Origin of the sequence: Clostridium sp. TW13 (genome assembly GCF_024345225.1) — a bacterium.
GTDB lineage: Bacteria > Bacillota > Clostridia > Clostridiales > Clostridiaceae > Inconstantimicrobium > Inconstantimicrobium mannanitabidum.
Genome location: NZ_BROD01000001.1, coordinates 2,120,837 through 2,136,676, shown reverse-complemented (window position 1 = coordinate 2,136,676; position 15,840 = coordinate 2,120,837). Strand labels below are relative to the sequence as shown.

Sequence of the window (15,840 nt, the reverse complement as noted above, 5' to 3'; positions counted from 1 at the left end):
GAATTTTGGTGTATAATATAACAAATAATAATTATTAAAGAAAAATATTTATTGAAACAGGAGGCTTAGAATGGCTAAATTAATATCATGGAATGTTAACGGACTTAGAGCATGTGTCACAAAAGGATTTTTAGATTATTTTAAGGCAGTAGATGCAGATATATTTTGTATACAAGAAAGCAAATTGCAAAATGGACAAATAGATTTAGAATTAGATGGTTATTATCAATACTGGAACTATGCAGAGAAAAAAGGTTACTCTGGTACAGCTATATTTACAAAAGTTAAACCAATTTCAGAAAGTTATGGCATAGGAATAGAGGAACATGATAAGGAAGGCAGGGTAATAACCTTAGAGTTTGAAGAATTCTATATGGTTACTGTATATACGCCTAATTCAAAACAAAACTTAGAGAGATTAGATTATAGAATGGAATGGGAAGATGCATTTAGATCATATCTGAAAAATTTAGACAGTAAAAAGCCTGTTATAGTTTGTGGAGATTTAAATGTTGCCCACCAAGAGATAGATCTTAAGAATCCTAAGAATAATAGAAAAAATGCAGGTTTTACAGATGAAGAAAGAGAAAAGTTTTCAGTGCTACTTGATAATGGTTTCATAGATACATATAGATATCTTCACCCAGATACAGAAGGTATATATTCTTGGTGGAGCTATAGATTCAATGCTAGAGCAAATAACGCTGGTTGGAGAATTGATTATTTTTGTGTATCAGAAAGAATGAAGGATAAAATAGAGGCTGCTAATATTCATACAGAAGTTTTAGGATCAGATCATTGTCCTGTTGAATTAATTATCAAGTAGAAGAACCATTTAATTTGGATCTTATATTTATAATTTATTTTAGTATTCTTTTGATTATTGATACTTTAATAACTCTACACAAAAAATAAATTATATTTAATTATAGTTAAGAATTATCTGCAGAATGTTATAAAAAATGTGGTATACATCGAAAATGTATACCACATTTTTTATATAATTGAAAACAATAAGACAAATTAGATTGCCCAGTTTCCGTCTTTAAATACTTGGATTTCTTCGTTATTTTCAGTGTAACCAACAATATTTAAATCCTTTGTGCCTATCATAAAGTCAACATGAGTTAATGAATCATTTACTCCAAGTTTGCTTAATTCTTCTGTTGATAGGTTGTTTCCATTTTCAATGCAAGAAGGATAAGCTTTTCCTAAAGCTAAATGGCAAGATGCATTTTCATCAAATAAAGTATTGAAGAAGATAATTCCAGAGTTTGATATTGGAGAATCATATGGTACAAGTGCAACTTCACCAAGTCTTCTTGATCCTTCGTCTGTATCTAGAAGGTGTTTTAAGGTATCAGCACCTTTTTCAGCAGTAAAATCTACAACTACACCGTCCTTAAAAGTAAGACTGAAGTTATCGATAAGATTTCCACCATAGTTTAATGGAAGAGCACTGTATACAACACCGTCTATACCATCTTTGTCTGGAAGAGTAAATACTTCTTCAGTTGGCATATTAGCTATAAATGGAACTCCTCCTTGAGTATCTTCTGAGCCACCAGCCCATAAATGTCCTTTTGGAAGTTTTATCCATAAGTCTGTTCCTTTAGAATTAGTGTAATGTAATTTTGCAAATTTCTTTTCATTTAAGAAATCCATATTCTTTTTTAATGTATCAGTATGTTCTTTCCAAGCAGCTACTGGATCTTCTTTATCCACTCTTACTATTTTAAATATTGCATCCCATAAAAGTTCTACAGCTTTTTCAGGAGTTTCATCTTTAAATACTTTTGTTGCCCAAGCTTCAGTAGGAATTGAAACTATTGACCATGCATTTTGGTTTGACATTAATTTTTCACTAAATGCTCTTAATGCAGTGCTACGGGATTTATTATCCTTAGCTATTCTTTCTGGATTTACTCCTTTAAGATTTTCTGGATTAGAAGCGCTAATACTTATAAATGCAGCTCCTTTGTTAGCAAAGTACATTTGTCTATCTACTAACCATTGAGGAACTTCCTCAAATACTTCTTCAGCTGCATTTAGGTAAGTAAGTCTACCTATTTTTTCATCGGACCAGTTAATTATTACTTCTTTAGCACCAGTTTCATAAGCAACCTCTGCAACCTTTCTAGCAAATTCAGCACAGTCTACTGGAGAGTTCACTACTAATAATTGATCTTTTTGAAGATTTACACCTGTCTTTACTGCTAAGTTTGCATATTTTTCTAATAATTTTTCCATAACTTAAATGTGCCCCCTTAAATATAATTATATGATTACATTCTCTCATAATTTGGGTTCTTTGTCCAATAACGTTGAAAATTTTGGCGTTTTACAATTGCATATAAGATTTTTATAAGGAAAGAATAATTAAAGTGTATTAAAGTTCTAGATTAAGCAATAATATCAAAGTTATGATACTATAAAAAAATAATGAGAAAGTACTTGTAACACATGTTATAATATATTTATCTGTAATTTAAATAAGTTTAGAATTAATTCTCTTAAATAGTATTTAAGGGATGTAGATTAGATTGAAAATTAATTAAGTTTATTATAGAACAGAAATAAGTACAATATACATTTTGGAGGAGAATAAATGGAGAAAGTATTAATATTAGATGGAAATAGTTTGGCCAATAGAGCTTTTTATGCCATTCCAGATCTTACGACTGTAGATGGTAGACATACTAATGCTTTATATGGTTTTGCCAATATGCTATTTAAGATGAAGGAAGATATTAATCCTACATATATATTTGCGACCTTTGATAAAAAGGCTCCTACTTTTAGGCATCTAGAATATAAGGACTATAAGGCAGGAAGAAAGCAAATGCCATCAGAATTAAGTGAACAATTTCCAAGGATAAAAGAGATGCTTTCACTTATGGATATAAAAATTTGTGAACTTGAAGGGTTTGAAGCAGACGATCTTATAGGAACCATTGCAAAAAAATCAGAAGCAGAAGGTTTGGAAGTATATATAGTTACAGGAGATAGGGATGCGCTTCAACTTGCAAGTAACAATATTAAAATAGTAATAACCAAAAAAGGAGTATCAGAAACTGCTATATATGATCAAAATAGAATGTTAGAAGAGATGGGAGTAACACCAACTCAGTTTATTGACGTGAAAGGTCTTATGGGAGATAAATCTGATAACATTCCAGGAGTTCCAGGGATAGGAGAAAAAACAGCTTATAAGTTAATTCAAACTTATGGCAGTGTTGAAGCTGTTTTAAGCAATATAGATGAAATAAGTGGTAATAAAATCAAAGAAAATTTAAGGGAATATAGCATGCAAGCAATCGATTCAAAGAGGCTAGCAACTATAATTACTGAAGTTCCTATGGAGTTTAATATAGAAGAAGGTTTAATGAATGATTGTAATAACAATGAGCTTAAAAAATTCTTCTTAGAATATCAAATGAAGTCACTTGTAAGCAAGTTGCCTGAAGAGGAAGTAGAGAAGCAAGAAAGAGATAATTCATATATATTAGTTGAAGAAATGGGAAGTCTTAAAAAGATGCTTGATTCAATTAATAATACTGTATTTATTTCATATGCGATTAGAGATAAGCAGAGATATTCTACTATAGAAATTGATGAGATGTATTTATCTTCAAATGAAAATACCTATATGGTTAAATTTGATGAATTAATAAATAATAATGCTTGCTTTAGCTTGATAAAACAATATTTTGAAAATGAAAAACTATCGAAAGTAGTTCATGATTGTAAAGATTTTATAACAGTATTAAGTAAATATGACATAGAATTTAATGGTATAATTTTTGATACCACAATAGGAGCATATTTAATTAATTCTGCCAAGTCAGATTATAATTTAATTAATCTTATTAATGACTATTTAGGAGAAGATTTAAAAGATACAGAAGAAAATTTAAGCATAATTGAAAATAAATTGATGAGTAAGCTGTATTTGATTTTAGATGAAAAGATTAAAGAAGCAAAGATGGAGGAGCTTTTATATAATGTAGAGTTGCCACTTTGCAAGGTACTTTCTTCTATGGAGTCTGTAGGAATTAAAATAAATAAAGAAAAATTAGATGAGTTGGAAGTTAACTTTAAAGTTGAGATAGACAGAACTCAGAAAGAAATATATGAATTATCAGAGGAAGAATTCAATATAAATTCACCAAAGCAATTAGGAAAGATTCTATTTGAAAAGTTAGATTTGCCTGTGGTAAAGAAGACAAAGACTGGTTATTCAACTAATGCAGAAGTGTTAGAAAAGTTACTTGATAAACATCCTATTATTCAAAAAATTATATATTTCAGACAAATTACTAAAATTTATTCAACTTATGTTGAAGGTTTGAAGCAAGTAATTGATGCAGATGGTTGCATTCATTCAAGTTTTAATCAGACAGTAACTACTACAGGAAGATTGTCTTCTACTGAACCTAATCTTCAGAATATCCCAATTAAATATGAGATGGGAAGAGAAATTAGAAAAGTTTTTATACCATTAGACAAAGATGATATAATTTTATCTGCAGACTATTCACAAATTGAACTTAGAGTACTAGCACATATGGCAGGAGACGAAAATATGATAGATGCGTTTAAGCATAACGTAGATATCCATACAAAAACCGCTTCAGAGGTATTTAAAACTCCTATTGAAGAGGTGACATCTCTTATGAGAAGCAGAGCAAAGGCTGTTAACTTTGGAATAGTTTATGGAATAAGTGATTTTAGTTTAGCTCAAGATTTAAATATTCCTAAAAAGGAAGCTAAAGAGTATATTGAGATTTATTTTGAGAGATATCCAAAAATAAAAGACTATCTTCAAAGTGTCATAACCCAAGCTAAGGAAAAAGCTTATGTATTAACTTTATTGAATAGGAGACGTTTCATTCCAGAGATTACATCTTCAAATAAGATAGTTAAAGCTCTAGGTGAAAGATTGGCCATGAATGCTCCAATTCAAGGCAGTGCGGCAGATATAATTAAGTTAGCAATGGTTAATGTTCATAATAAGCTTAAAGAAGGTAATTTTAAAAGTGAAGTATTATTACAAGTTCATGATGAACTTATATTAAATGTGAAAAAGAATGAACTTGAAGATATAAAGAAAATTGTAAAACAAGAAATGGAAGGTGCTGTAGAACTTGATGTACCTTTAGAAGTAGATATAAACCTTGGTAGTACTTGGTATGAGGCGAAGTAGTATTATTAAATAATGAAATTTTCATTAGGAGGAAATAAGGTAATGATAAAAATAGGGTTAACTGGAGGCATTGGGACAGGTAAAAGCACTGTCTCAATGATGCTTAAGGATGCTAATTTTAAAATTATTGATGCAGATACAATTGCAAAGGATGTTCTAAAAAAATATCCTCAAATTTTAAATGAAGTTAGAGTTAAATTTGGCACTGGCTTTTTTGATTGGAGGGGAGAATTTAGAAGAAGAGAATTTGGAAATCATATCTTTAGATTTCCAAAGGAAAGAATAAAATATGAAGAATTAGTAATGCCATATATATTAAAAGAAATAAATTCTGAATTTGATAAATATAATAAATCAGGAGAAAAATTAGTAATACTTGATGCCCCTACTCTAATAGAAAATAACTTTCATGAAAACATGGATTTTATAGTATTAGTTTGGGTAGATATAAATACACAAATTGGTAGAGTGAAAGAGAGAGATAAGCTACCTAATAATGATATTATTAATAGAATTAATGCTCAAATGTCTTTAGAACAGAAGAAAGATTTTGCGGACTTTTTAATAAATAACTCTGGATCTCTTGTTGATACCAAAATTGAGGTTGAAAAACTAATAGAGTATTTTAATTTATTAACCAAAAAATAAAGTTTAAGGAGTAAATATGAAAAACAAGAGCAAAGGTAGAATAAAATTAATAATAGCAGCGACATTGATAAGTTGTATCTTAATTATTATATCTTTATATGTGAAATTTTATCCGCTTAAATATTATGATTTAGTAAAAAAATATGCGAAACAATACAACTTAGAGCCTTTGCGTGTAATGGCAGTTATTAAGGCAGAAAGTAATTTTAATAGAGAAGCAAAGTCAAATAAAAATGCTTATGGATTAATGCAGATAACAGAATCTACTGCAAAATGGGCGAAGGATGAAATGCAAATAGATTACAAAGGTGCAAGTGATTTAAATAATGAAGAGTATAATATAAAGATGGGGTGTTGGTATTTAAGCTACCTAAAAAAAGAATTTGGTGATTGGGATTTAATTATAGCATCATATAATGGTGGGCCAGGTAATGTTAAGAAATGGTTGGACAATGATTCATACTCAAAAAGCGGCAATAAATTAGATAATATTCCTTTTTTAGAAACTGATAAATATGTAAAAAAAGTTAATACAAATTATAAGATATATAAACTACTTTATAAAGAGTAGCATTATATTAAAATTTATTAAGGGGTATTGGTATGAAAAGTGAATTTATATTTGCTGATAAAGAAAAGAAAATAATACATGCATACAAGTGGACTTTGGAGAATAATATGAAACCTAAAGCAATAGTGCAGATTGCTCATGGTATGGCAGAAACAATGGCAAGATATGACTATTTTGCACAAAAGTTAAATGAAGCCGGTTATTGTGTTTATGGAAATGACCACAGAGGACACGGAAATACAGCAGCCAATAAAGAGGAATTAGGATTTTTATCAGATAAAGATGGATTTAATCTAATGGTAGATGATTTATACGAGTTGACACAAATTATTAAAAAAGAAAATAAGGGGATACCTGTTATTTTATTGGGGCATAGTATGGGATCTTTTCTTGTGCAAAGATATATACAGATTCATGGGGATGAATTAAAGGGAGTATTTTTATCAGGTTCTAATGGAATTCCTCCTATTGGAACGTCAATGGGTATTATTATAGCTAAAGTTCAAAGAATAATTAGAGGAAAAAACTATAAAAGTAGATTAATGGATAAACTTTTGTTTTCAAATTACAACAAGAGAATTGAAACTAATGTTACTGAATTTGATTGGTTAAGTACAGATGAGAAAGAAGTAGACAAGTATATTAAAGATCCATTATGCGGATTTATTTGTAGTACTTCTTTTTATTACGAGTTGCTAAAGGGAGTAAAGCATAATTTTAAAAGTGAACAGTTAAGTGCTATTCCAAAGGATTTGAAAATACACATTATGTCAGGTGAAGAGGATCCAGTGGGAAACTATGGAAAAGGCGTCATTCAATTATATACTATATACGATAATTTAGGAATAAAAAAGGTTACATATAAGTTGTATAAAGGTGGACGTCATGAAATCTTAAATGAAGTAAATAAAGATGAAGTGATTAAGGATATTTTGACTAAAATGCAAGAATTTTTATAGTTCTCAAAATGCTAAGTAATTCATACAATAATTTTGTAGAATACTATTTTGAGGTTAAAATATGGCTAGAAACTATAGCTATAGTGTTAATTTCAGCGAAAAAGCTGAGAGTTTGTTTAGGAACGGAGAGTTCCTTGGAGAGGGCCATAATGGAGTGGTGTTTTTATTGCCTAATAACCTTGCAATAAAAATTTTTAAGAATAAAGAAGTTTTAAAAGATGAAAGTTCCATTCTTCTTAAAACAAAAAAATCAAAATATTTCCCTAAGATTAAAGAAGTTGGGGATTTTTATATCATAAGAGAGTATGTAGAAGGTGAAAGATTAGATAAATACTTAAAGCATAATAAACTTACAAGAGAACTTGGAGAAAATTTATATGATTTAACTAGAGAATTTATAAGACTTGGGTTTAAAAGGCAAGACTTGAGATGCAAAGATATTTTTGTACAAAAAGATATGGGCTTGAAAATAATTGATCCCAAAAATAATTATCACAAAACAGTTAGGTATCCTAGACATTTAATGAAGGGACTTAGCAAGGCCGGTGTATTAGATGATTTTTTGTTAATTGTTAAAGAGAAAGACAAGAGAACTTATGAGTATTGGGAGATGAAAATAAGAAAATACTTATTATTTCATTTGAAATAGCTGATTTTGACTTGAAGAAAAAAGTTAATAGAATTAGTCTAATATATAAAGACTTTATTATGAACTGCTTCATATATAACAGACAGGGAGCAGTTCATTAAATAAGGTCTTTTATATTTATTCTTTACATTCAACGTTTGACATATACAGAGGAATAGTTATTTTAAAAAGACAACCTTCATCACTTCCAGAGATAAGTTCAATAGTTCCGTTATGTTTCGAAATTATACTTTGAGTTATAGATAATCCTAAGCCAGTACCCCCGCTTTCAGAGTTACGAGATTCATCCACTCGTACAAAGGGGTCGAAGATCGTATCAATTTTTTCTTTTGGAATTCCAATTCCATTATCACTAATTAATAAATATAGATTATTATCATCAGTCTCTATATCTATAGAAAATTTAGTGGAGGCTGGATTGTATTTTAATGAGTTTAGAATTAAATTGCTAAGAGCTCTATCTAAATGCTTTGAATCCATTAAAATTAATATTTTTTCTTCTGGAATCTCGAAATCATAATCAAAGTTTTTTTCTTCAAAGAGTGGGATATATGAAGCTATCAGTTCTCTAGTAAATTCGCAAATATCACCAGGCTGCAAGTCTAAATGAAAATCCACACTGTCAAACTTAGAAAATTCAAATAAATTTTGAATAAGATTATTGGCACGAACACTGTTTCTTTGAATTATATCTAAGTATTTGTTCATTTCATCTTGAGAAATCTCAGGAGTGTTCACTAAATAATCTGCGTAACCCATTATATTGGATAGCGGGTTTTTTAGATCATGAGATACATCAAGGATTAATTTTTTCCTAGATAATTCAGATTTTTCTTTTAAATATTGTTCCTCTGAAATCCGGCTAGCCATTAAGTTAAGGGTATCGCCTAAGTCTTGAAATTCATTAGTAGTTTTTAGAACAATTCTGGCTGAATAATCACCAGCTGCAAAGGTTTCAGCTCCATCAATTAAAATATTTAATGGTTTAATAAAAAATCTAGAAGTTATCTTAGAATAGATAACGAATAATATAAAAAATAGTAAGGAACAAATACTTATTGATATTATTGCAAACTCTACTCCAGTTATTTTTCTATCTTTAGTAGTAAAAAAGTCAGCAGTTTTTTGAGGGAAACCTACCATAAGTATATAGTTGCTTTTTTTATTATAGCCAACTTTAACTATATAATCATTATAGTTAAGGCTAAAATTATTTTTAGCGGTCTCAAGTTCAAAGTTATTTTTGTAAGCTAAAGTTAATAAAGTATCTGGATTATATGCCTTATAATTGAAATTTGTTTTATTATATTTTGTATGAAGTAAATTACCAAACTTATCGAAGACATAAATAAAACCATTTTTAGAAGTGACAGCATTAGATTTTATTTCTTTATAATTGTCTCTAAAAAATACGCTTGCAGTAACCTCATCTCCTGTAAGAATATCATAGTAGATAACAGCTACAGTGAAAACAGTAAAACCGGCAACTATTAATAAACTAAAAGCAATAAAGAAGGCAACGATATAATTTTTGAAAAGGAGATTAACAAGTTTTTTTCGCTTACATCTTCTTTCTTTATATCTTTTCAAATTTATAACCTATACCACGAATAGTTTTTAAATATTTCGGCTCTTTTGGATTATCTTCAATTTTATCTCTTATATGACTAATGTGAACCATGATTGTATTGTCATCTCCATAATATGCATCTTCCCAAACATTTTCGTAAAGCTGCTTTTTTGTATATACCTTGCCTACATTTTCTATTAGCAATTCTAATATTTTATATTCTTTTGCATTTAATTCTAATTTTGTATTGTTTTTAAATATTGAACAACTTTCTTTACTTAAAGTTATATCACCAACACAATAAGCTGGCTCATTTTCTTTGGAATTATATTTATAGTATCTTCTTAATTGCGCATCAACTCTAGCTAATAGCTCCATTGTACTAAATGGCTTAACCATGTAGTCATCAGCACCAAGACCGAGACCTAAAACTTTATCTACATCATCTCCACGTGCTGTTAAAAAGATTACTGGTATGGTACTGCTGGTTCTTATGTGCTTTAGAACTGACAGACCATCTGTTATTGGCATCATAACATCAAGTATAGCCAAATCTATTTGATTATTATCAAAAGCATCTATAGCTTTTTTTCCATTACAAGCTGTAAATACTTGAAAACCTTGCTTAAGTAAGTGTAATTCAATTAAATTAATAATATCTAGTTCATCTTCTGCAATTAAAATATTCATAATTAATCACCCCCTGATAGGATTATATCATATCAATAAAAATTATCATATATTTCAATTTATTTTCATATCTATCTATAAAGGTAGGTGATTGTATGAATAATGAAAAAAATAGAATTGGTGAATTAATAATTGATATTTTGATACCTTTAGCAGGTGGGTTAATTATTGGATTTCTTATTACAAACTCAGGGCAACAGTATGGGCAGTTAATAAAACCAAGTTTTGCTCCACCATCATGGATTTTTAGAGTGGTATGGCCAATATTATATATACTAATGGGTATATCCTACAATATATATAAACATAAAACAAAATCAGATAATTTAAAAGTTAACTTATTATATTATTTTCAACTAATAATTAATTTTGTATGGAGCTTTATTTTCTTTAGATTAAGATTATATGGAATTAGTTTTTTACTTGCAGTATTTTTAGCTATCTTAGTAGGAATATTATTTTATAAGTTTTTCAAGACAGATAAGGTATCTGGTTTGCTATTAGTACCGTATTTATTATGGTTGATTTATGCAAGTGTATTATCTTATTTTATTTGGATGTTAAATGAAATGTAATTTTTTAAGTTTTGTAGTATAATATATTATAGGTTAGTAAGCATTGGGGTTATCTTAAACCAAAAAAGTTTGAGATAACCTTATATTTGTTAAAAGCAGTGCTAAAATCCATTGAATGGAGTGAAAAAGTTGAAATTAATAATAGCAGAAAAACCATCTGTTGCTAAAAATATTGCAGATGCATTAAATATTAATTCTAGAAAAGATGGTTATTTTGAAGGGAAAGATTTTATAGTATCTTGGGCATTTGGTCATTTACTGCAACTTTTTGATGCAAAAGATTACGATGAAAATATGAAGAGTTGGAGAATGGATAGGTTCCCTTTTATTCCTTTAGAATTTAGATATAAGATTAAACAGGATGGAGCCAATAGAAATATCATTGATGCAGGAGCTAAAAAGCAAATTGGTATATTAAAATCATTGATAGATAGGGAGGAAGTAGATGGCATAATTTCTGCAACCGACTATGATAGAGAAGGTCAAGTAATAGCAGATGAGATCTTTCTATATCTTGAGGTGGAAAAGCCAATTTATAGATTACTATTAAATGAGTGGACAGCAGATGAAGTTAAGAAAGGAATGGCTAATTTAAAGCCTAATACAGAAATGCAGCCATTACAGGATGCAGGTATTAGTAGACAATGGACTGATTGGATTATAGGAATTAATCTTACTTCTGTTACTACATTAAAGTATAAATTGAGTGAATCAGATCAAATCTTGAATATAGGCAGGGTATTGTTACCTACATTAAAAATAATTTATGATAGGGATAAAGAAATAGAAAACTTTGAGGCTAGTACTTATTATAAATTGATTGGAACATTTAAAACTAAATCTTTAGAAGAATTTGAAGCTACATATTATGAGAATGATTCAGAAAAATTTGAATTGAAAGAGTATCTAGACAAAATTAGTGAAATATTAAAAGATAAAAATGCAGAAATTGTTGATAAGCAAACAGAAAAGAAAAAGGAATATCCTCCTTATCTTTTTAACTTATCTAACCTTCAAGGACACATAACTAGTAAGTATAAGGGCTGGACTTCTGACAAGGTTTTAAAGGTGGCACAATCCCTTTATGAAAAGAAGTTTATTACTTATCCTAGAACAGCTAGTATTGTTTTGGAAGAAAGTCTTGAAGATAGGACGAGAAAAGTACTAGAAACATTAAAAAAAGGATTGCCTTATGAAAATCAAATTAAGTTTATAAAGACAAAGAGAATATTTGATAACTCAAAGGTAGAGAGTCATAGTGCAATTGTTCCCACTTATATCAAACCTTCGAGTTTGAGTAAGGATGAAGAAATAGTATATTCAGCTATTAGGAATAGATTTATAATGCAGTTTATGCCAATTGCTGAGTTTGAAGAAACAAAAATTACATTAAAGGTGCATAACCAAGATATCAGTGGTATATTCATAGCTAAAGGTAGAGTGCAAATTGTAGAAGGATGGCGTGTAGTAGAAAAGATTGAAACTAAAGATACTATATTACCACAGGTTAATTGCAATGAGTTTGTAGATGTTACAGATAGTAAAGTAAATGCAGTAACTAAAAAGCCACCAAAGCTTCACACAGAAAAGACCTTATTAAGAGTTATGGAGACTTGTGGTAAAAGTGTTAACGATGAAGAGGATTCCGATGAAATGATGAATGCTATACTTAGCGGATATAGCATCGGCACTCCTGCTACAAGGGCAGAAACTATAAAGAAATTGAAAGATATAGGATATATTAAGCCTAAAGGGAAGAGTCTTACTACCACAGAGTTAGGAAAAACTATAGTTGAAATCTTTCCAGTTAGAGATTTACTTGATTTAGAGTATACAGGAAAATTGGAAAAAACCTTAGCAGATATAGAAAAAAAGAAATTTAACAAGAAAGATTTTCTGGATTTTATTTATGATTTTACAAATCGTTCTGTTGGGTTAATTAAATCAGATACGTCTATGTTGAGTAAGATAAAGGTTAAGCTTCCTGAAGGAGCAGAAGACCTTGGAAAGTGTCCTGAATGCGGCAATCCTGTGGTGGAAGGTGAAAAGAGTTTTGGATGCACTAATTGGAAAAATGGCTGCAAGTTCACCATTTGGAAAGATGATAAGTATATAGCTTCCTTTGGCAAAAAAGTATCGAAAGAAATGATAATTTTGCTGTTAAAAAATGGGAAGGTGGGGTTTAGAAATTTAAAAAGTAAGAAAGGAAACTCATTTTCAGCCTATTTTAAGTATAATAAGGATGAAAAATCCGGATATTATAAATGGGAATTAGAATTTATATAAGGTATCTTAAAATAAAAAAGGAATCCCAAGAGATTGAGGATTCCTTTTTCAACGTTAAGTACTATAATAATATTAAGTGTATCACTTTGAAAAAAATAAGTAAAATGCAGGATAGTCAATGAAGTATATAAAGTAAACAGTTACATCAGTTTCTAATAATAAAATTTAAATAAAATGATTAAATAAAAAATTAATCTTCAATTTTAAAGTTAGGATCTATTTCAAAAATTCTATTCTTTATATCTTCAGCACTTATGGAAGTTAATAAACTCTTAGGACAATATAAAGCAGATTCAAGAGTTCTTAAAGCAGTCTCATCTTCTCCACGCATATGTTGAATAACTCCCATGTAATAGTGTGGCTCCACAAACTTTACTTTTTCCTTGATTTGAGAAGTGAATATATCTGCAGCTTTATCAATTTCACCTTGTCTGAAATATGTTTCTCCAAGATTAGTTGTAATAACTTTGGTTGAATTAGGAATCTTTGTTCCCTCTAAATTTATATTAAAAGCATTTTCAAGGTCACCTTTTTGAATAAGGAAAAATCCATAAAGTTCATAAGTAAAAGGTTCTTTATCAATTTTGTAGATATTTTCAGCAATTTTTAAAGCTGAATCTAAGTCATTAATATTCCAATAGACTAAGGCTTTATGCAATTCTATAAAATTTCTATCCTTTTGTTTCAAAGTGGTATTATTAGCTAAAATAGCATCGATTTTTTCTAAGAGGTTATCAGGTGAACCTTGTTTAAGTGTTAAAAAAACAAAACTGCTAATTGTTTTAGCATTACAAGTAGGAATTAATGATGCTTCCTCAATAAGTGTTAGAGCAGTTTTATAATCTTTACTTAAGTAGGCTCTGTTAGCTTTTCTAGATAATCTTACATATTTTCTTATATAGAATTTACAAATTATATATACACCTAAAATTAAAATAGAAATCAATGGTTGTTTAATAATTATAAAAAAAACAGCTGCTGCAATTATTAAAGCAAATAATAATATAGATTTATTTAATGATTTCATTTATCAAATCCCCCTAAAAATAATATAATACTTACTTTAATATTATACAGTTTCTACGGGGAGTTTCAAACTAATATTTGGTTTTAATTCTTTTTTCTATTAATTCAACAACCTTATACATTATATAGGCGATTAATGAAAGTATTACTATACTCATCATTACCATATCAAGTTGAGATATTTGTCCACCATACACAATTAGAAATCCTAGACCCTCTTTAGCTACTAAAAATTCACCTATAATTACGCCTACCCAAGAAAGTCCTACATTGATTTTTAGCGCAGACATTATTGTAGGGATAGATGCAGGGATAATTAGATTTATCAGCATTTGGAATTTGCTAGAACCAAAAGTCTGCATAAGTTTAACTTTTTCAGAATCTATTTCAGAGAAGCCAGCTAAAATGCTAATTATAGTGGTGATTATGGAAATGAGTAATGTAATTACTATAATTGCTGTTATACCATTTCCAACCCAAAATATTATTATAGGACCAAGTGCTATTTTAGGAAGAGCATTTAATACAACTAAATATGGTTCAGCAACTTTAGATGCAAAATTTGAGCACCAAAGTATTGTAGCAATTATTGCACCTAAAACAGTTCCTAGTAGAAATCCAACCACTGTTTCAAAGCAAGTAATACAAATATGACGAATCAAAGTACCTTCTACATAAAATTGTAATGCGGACTTTAGTATTCTAGAGGGACTTGATGTAAGAAAGGGATCTATCCACTTTTGGTCTGCTGCTATTTCCCACAAAACTACAAAGAATATTAAGATAAAAATTCTAGTTAAACATAATTTTATTTTGTAATTTCTTTGTTGTTTTAAAAATGTAAGATGTTCTTGTTCTTTAGTCATCATTTACATCAAGCTCCTTCCAAAGAATATTAAAGTATTCTCCAAACTTAGGATGATCCCTACGTTCCAAAGGAGAAAGATTTGTTGGAAAATCTATAGAAACTTCTTTCTTTATTGTTGATGGCCTTTTTGAAAGTATAACTATTTTAGATGATGTAGAAATAGCCTCAGATAAATCATGAGTAACCATTATTGCTGTCTTATTTTCGTGTTTAATTATGCTTGAAATTTCATCACATACCTTTAATCTGCTTTGATAATCTAAGGCAGAGAAAGGTTCATCTAACAATAATATTTCTGGACTTAAGGCAAGGGTTCTGATAAGTGCAGCTCTTTGACGCATGCCACCAGAGAGTTCACTTGGATGATGCTTTTTAAACGAAGATAGACCATAAATATTTAGCATATTTTCTAGCTCTTGTTTTTTGTCTTTTGATAGATTTTTTTTGATTTTAAGGCCTAAGCAGATATTTTCCCAAATTGTAAGCCACTCGAAAAGATTATCTTTCTGAAACATATATCCAAGAACATCCTTATGAAGAGATATATCTTCATTTTTATATAATATCTTGCCAGAAGAAGGTGATATTAGTGAGGCTATGATATTTAGTAAGGTAGACTTACCACAACCTGAAGGACCTATTATGCTTACAAAGTCCCCTTCATTTACAGCAAAATTAATATCTTTTAAAGCTTCTGTTATACCTTTTTGTGAATGATAATTCATTTTTATATCTTTAATGTCTAAATAATTCAAAAGAGCTCACCTCCTTAATTTTAAAATCAGGAGTGAA

The 15,840-nt window shown here is 29.2% G+C and carries 14 protein-coding genes; 8 read left to right on the top strand and 6 right to left on the bottom strand.

The genetic code is table 11. The annotated features are described in order from the left end of the window. Positions 1 to 70 precede the first annotated feature (70 nt). Positions 71 to 826, top strand: coding sequence for an exodeoxyribonuclease III (locus tag OCU47_RS10560; RefSeq protein ID WP_261828564.1), 756 nt, complete (start codon positions 71 to 73; stop codon positions 824 to 826). 197 nt (positions 827 to 1,023) lie between these two features. Here the strand turns inward: OCU47_RS10560 and OCU47_RS10555 are convergent, their stop codons facing one another. Then, a complete protein-coding gene (locus tag OCU47_RS10555; RefSeq protein ID WP_261828563.1) occupies positions 1,024 to 2,250 on the bottom strand; it encodes an aminopeptidase in 1,227 nt (408 codons plus the stop codon). Positions 2,251 to 2,608: 358 nt separating this feature from the next. Between OCU47_RS10555 and polA the strand changes: the two genes are divergently transcribed. The 5 genes from polA to OCU47_RS10530 all read left to right on the top strand — a co-directional run bounded on the left by polA (position 2,609) and on the right by OCU47_RS10530 (position 8,033). Beyond that, a complete protein-coding gene (gene polA / locus OCU47_RS10550) occupies positions 2,609 to 5,206 on the top strand; it encodes a DNA polymerase I (protein ID WP_261828562.1) in 2,598 nt (865 codons plus the stop codon). A gap of 42 nt (positions 5,207 to 5,248) precedes the next feature. Next, entirely contained in the window at positions 5,249 to 5,854 is a 606-nt protein-coding gene (gene coaE / locus OCU47_RS10545) for a dephospho-CoA kinase (RefSeq protein ID WP_261828561.1), read from the top strand. Between the two features lie 16 nt (positions 5,855 to 5,870). After that, positions 5,871 to 6,425, top strand: a complete 555-nt coding sequence (locus OCU47_RS10540) for a lytic transglycosylase domain-containing protein (protein ID WP_261828560.1) — start codon at positions 5,871 to 5,873, stop codon at positions 6,423 to 6,425. 32 nt (positions 6,426 to 6,457) lie between these two features. After that, positions 6,458 to 7,384: an alpha/beta hydrolase gene (locus tag OCU47_RS10535; protein ID WP_261828559.1), complete on the top strand. Its 927-nt coding sequence runs from the start codon at positions 6,458 to 6,460 to the stop codon at positions 7,382 to 7,384. Between the two features lie 61 nt (positions 7,385 to 7,445). Beyond that, complete coding sequence (locus OCU47_RS10530; RefSeq protein WP_261828558.1) at positions 7,446 to 8,033, top strand: protein kinase; 588 nt, start codon at positions 7,446 to 7,448, stop codon at positions 8,031 to 8,033. 117 nt (positions 8,034 to 8,150) lie between these two features. Here the strand turns inward: OCU47_RS10530 and OCU47_RS10525 are convergent, their stop codons facing one another. Beyond that, the gene (locus OCU47_RS10525) at positions 8,151 to 9,623 is read right to left on the bottom strand and encodes a HAMP domain-containing sensor histidine kinase (protein ID WP_261828557.1); all 1,473 of its coding nucleotides are present in this window, start codon (positions 9,621 to 9,623) and stop codon (positions 8,151 to 8,153) included. Further along, a complete protein-coding gene (locus OCU47_RS10520; RefSeq protein ID WP_261828556.1) occupies positions 9,610 to 10,293 on the bottom strand; it encodes a response regulator transcription factor in 684 nt (227 codons plus the stop codon). Before OCU47_RS10520 ends, OCU47_RS10525 begins: the two co-directional genes overlap by 14 nt. 95 nt (positions 10,294 to 10,388) lie before the next feature. Here OCU47_RS10520 and OCU47_RS10515 point away from each other — a divergent pair, with 95 nt between their 5' ends. After that, positions 10,389 to 10,868: a TspO/MBR family protein gene (locus tag OCU47_RS10515; RefSeq protein ID WP_261828555.1), complete on the top strand. Its 480-nt coding sequence runs from the start codon at positions 10,389 to 10,391 to the stop codon at positions 10,866 to 10,868. Positions 10,869 to 10,988: 120 nt separating this feature from the next. Next, a complete protein-coding gene (locus tag OCU47_RS10510) occupies positions 10,989 to 13,154 on the top strand; it encodes a type IA DNA topoisomerase (RefSeq protein ID WP_261830616.1) in 2,166 nt (721 codons plus the stop codon). A 190-nt stretch (positions 13,155 to 13,344) separates the two neighbouring features. On the opposite strand, the gene OCU47_RS10505 is transcribed toward OCU47_RS10510, so the two are convergent. From OCU47_RS10505 to OCU47_RS10495, 3 genes are all read right to left on the bottom strand, one after another. Beyond that, on the bottom strand, positions 13,345 to 14,181 hold the full coding sequence (locus tag OCU47_RS10505) for a tetratricopeptide repeat protein (protein ID WP_261828554.1): 837 nt from the start codon (positions 14,179 to 14,181) through the stop codon (positions 13,345 to 13,347). A 70-nt stretch (positions 14,182 to 14,251) separates the two neighbouring features. Further along, the gene (locus OCU47_RS10500; RefSeq protein WP_261828553.1) at positions 14,252 to 15,049 is read right to left on the bottom strand and encodes an ABC transporter permease; all 798 of its coding nucleotides are present in this window, start codon (positions 15,047 to 15,049) and stop codon (positions 14,252 to 14,254) included. Beyond that, positions 15,039 to 15,803: an ABC transporter ATP-binding protein gene (locus OCU47_RS10495; protein WP_261828552.1), complete on the bottom strand. Its 765-nt coding sequence runs from the start codon at positions 15,801 to 15,803 to the stop codon at positions 15,039 to 15,041. Before OCU47_RS10495 ends, OCU47_RS10500 begins: the two co-directional genes overlap by 11 nt. Between the last annotated feature and the right edge of the window lie 37 nt (positions 15,804 to 15,840).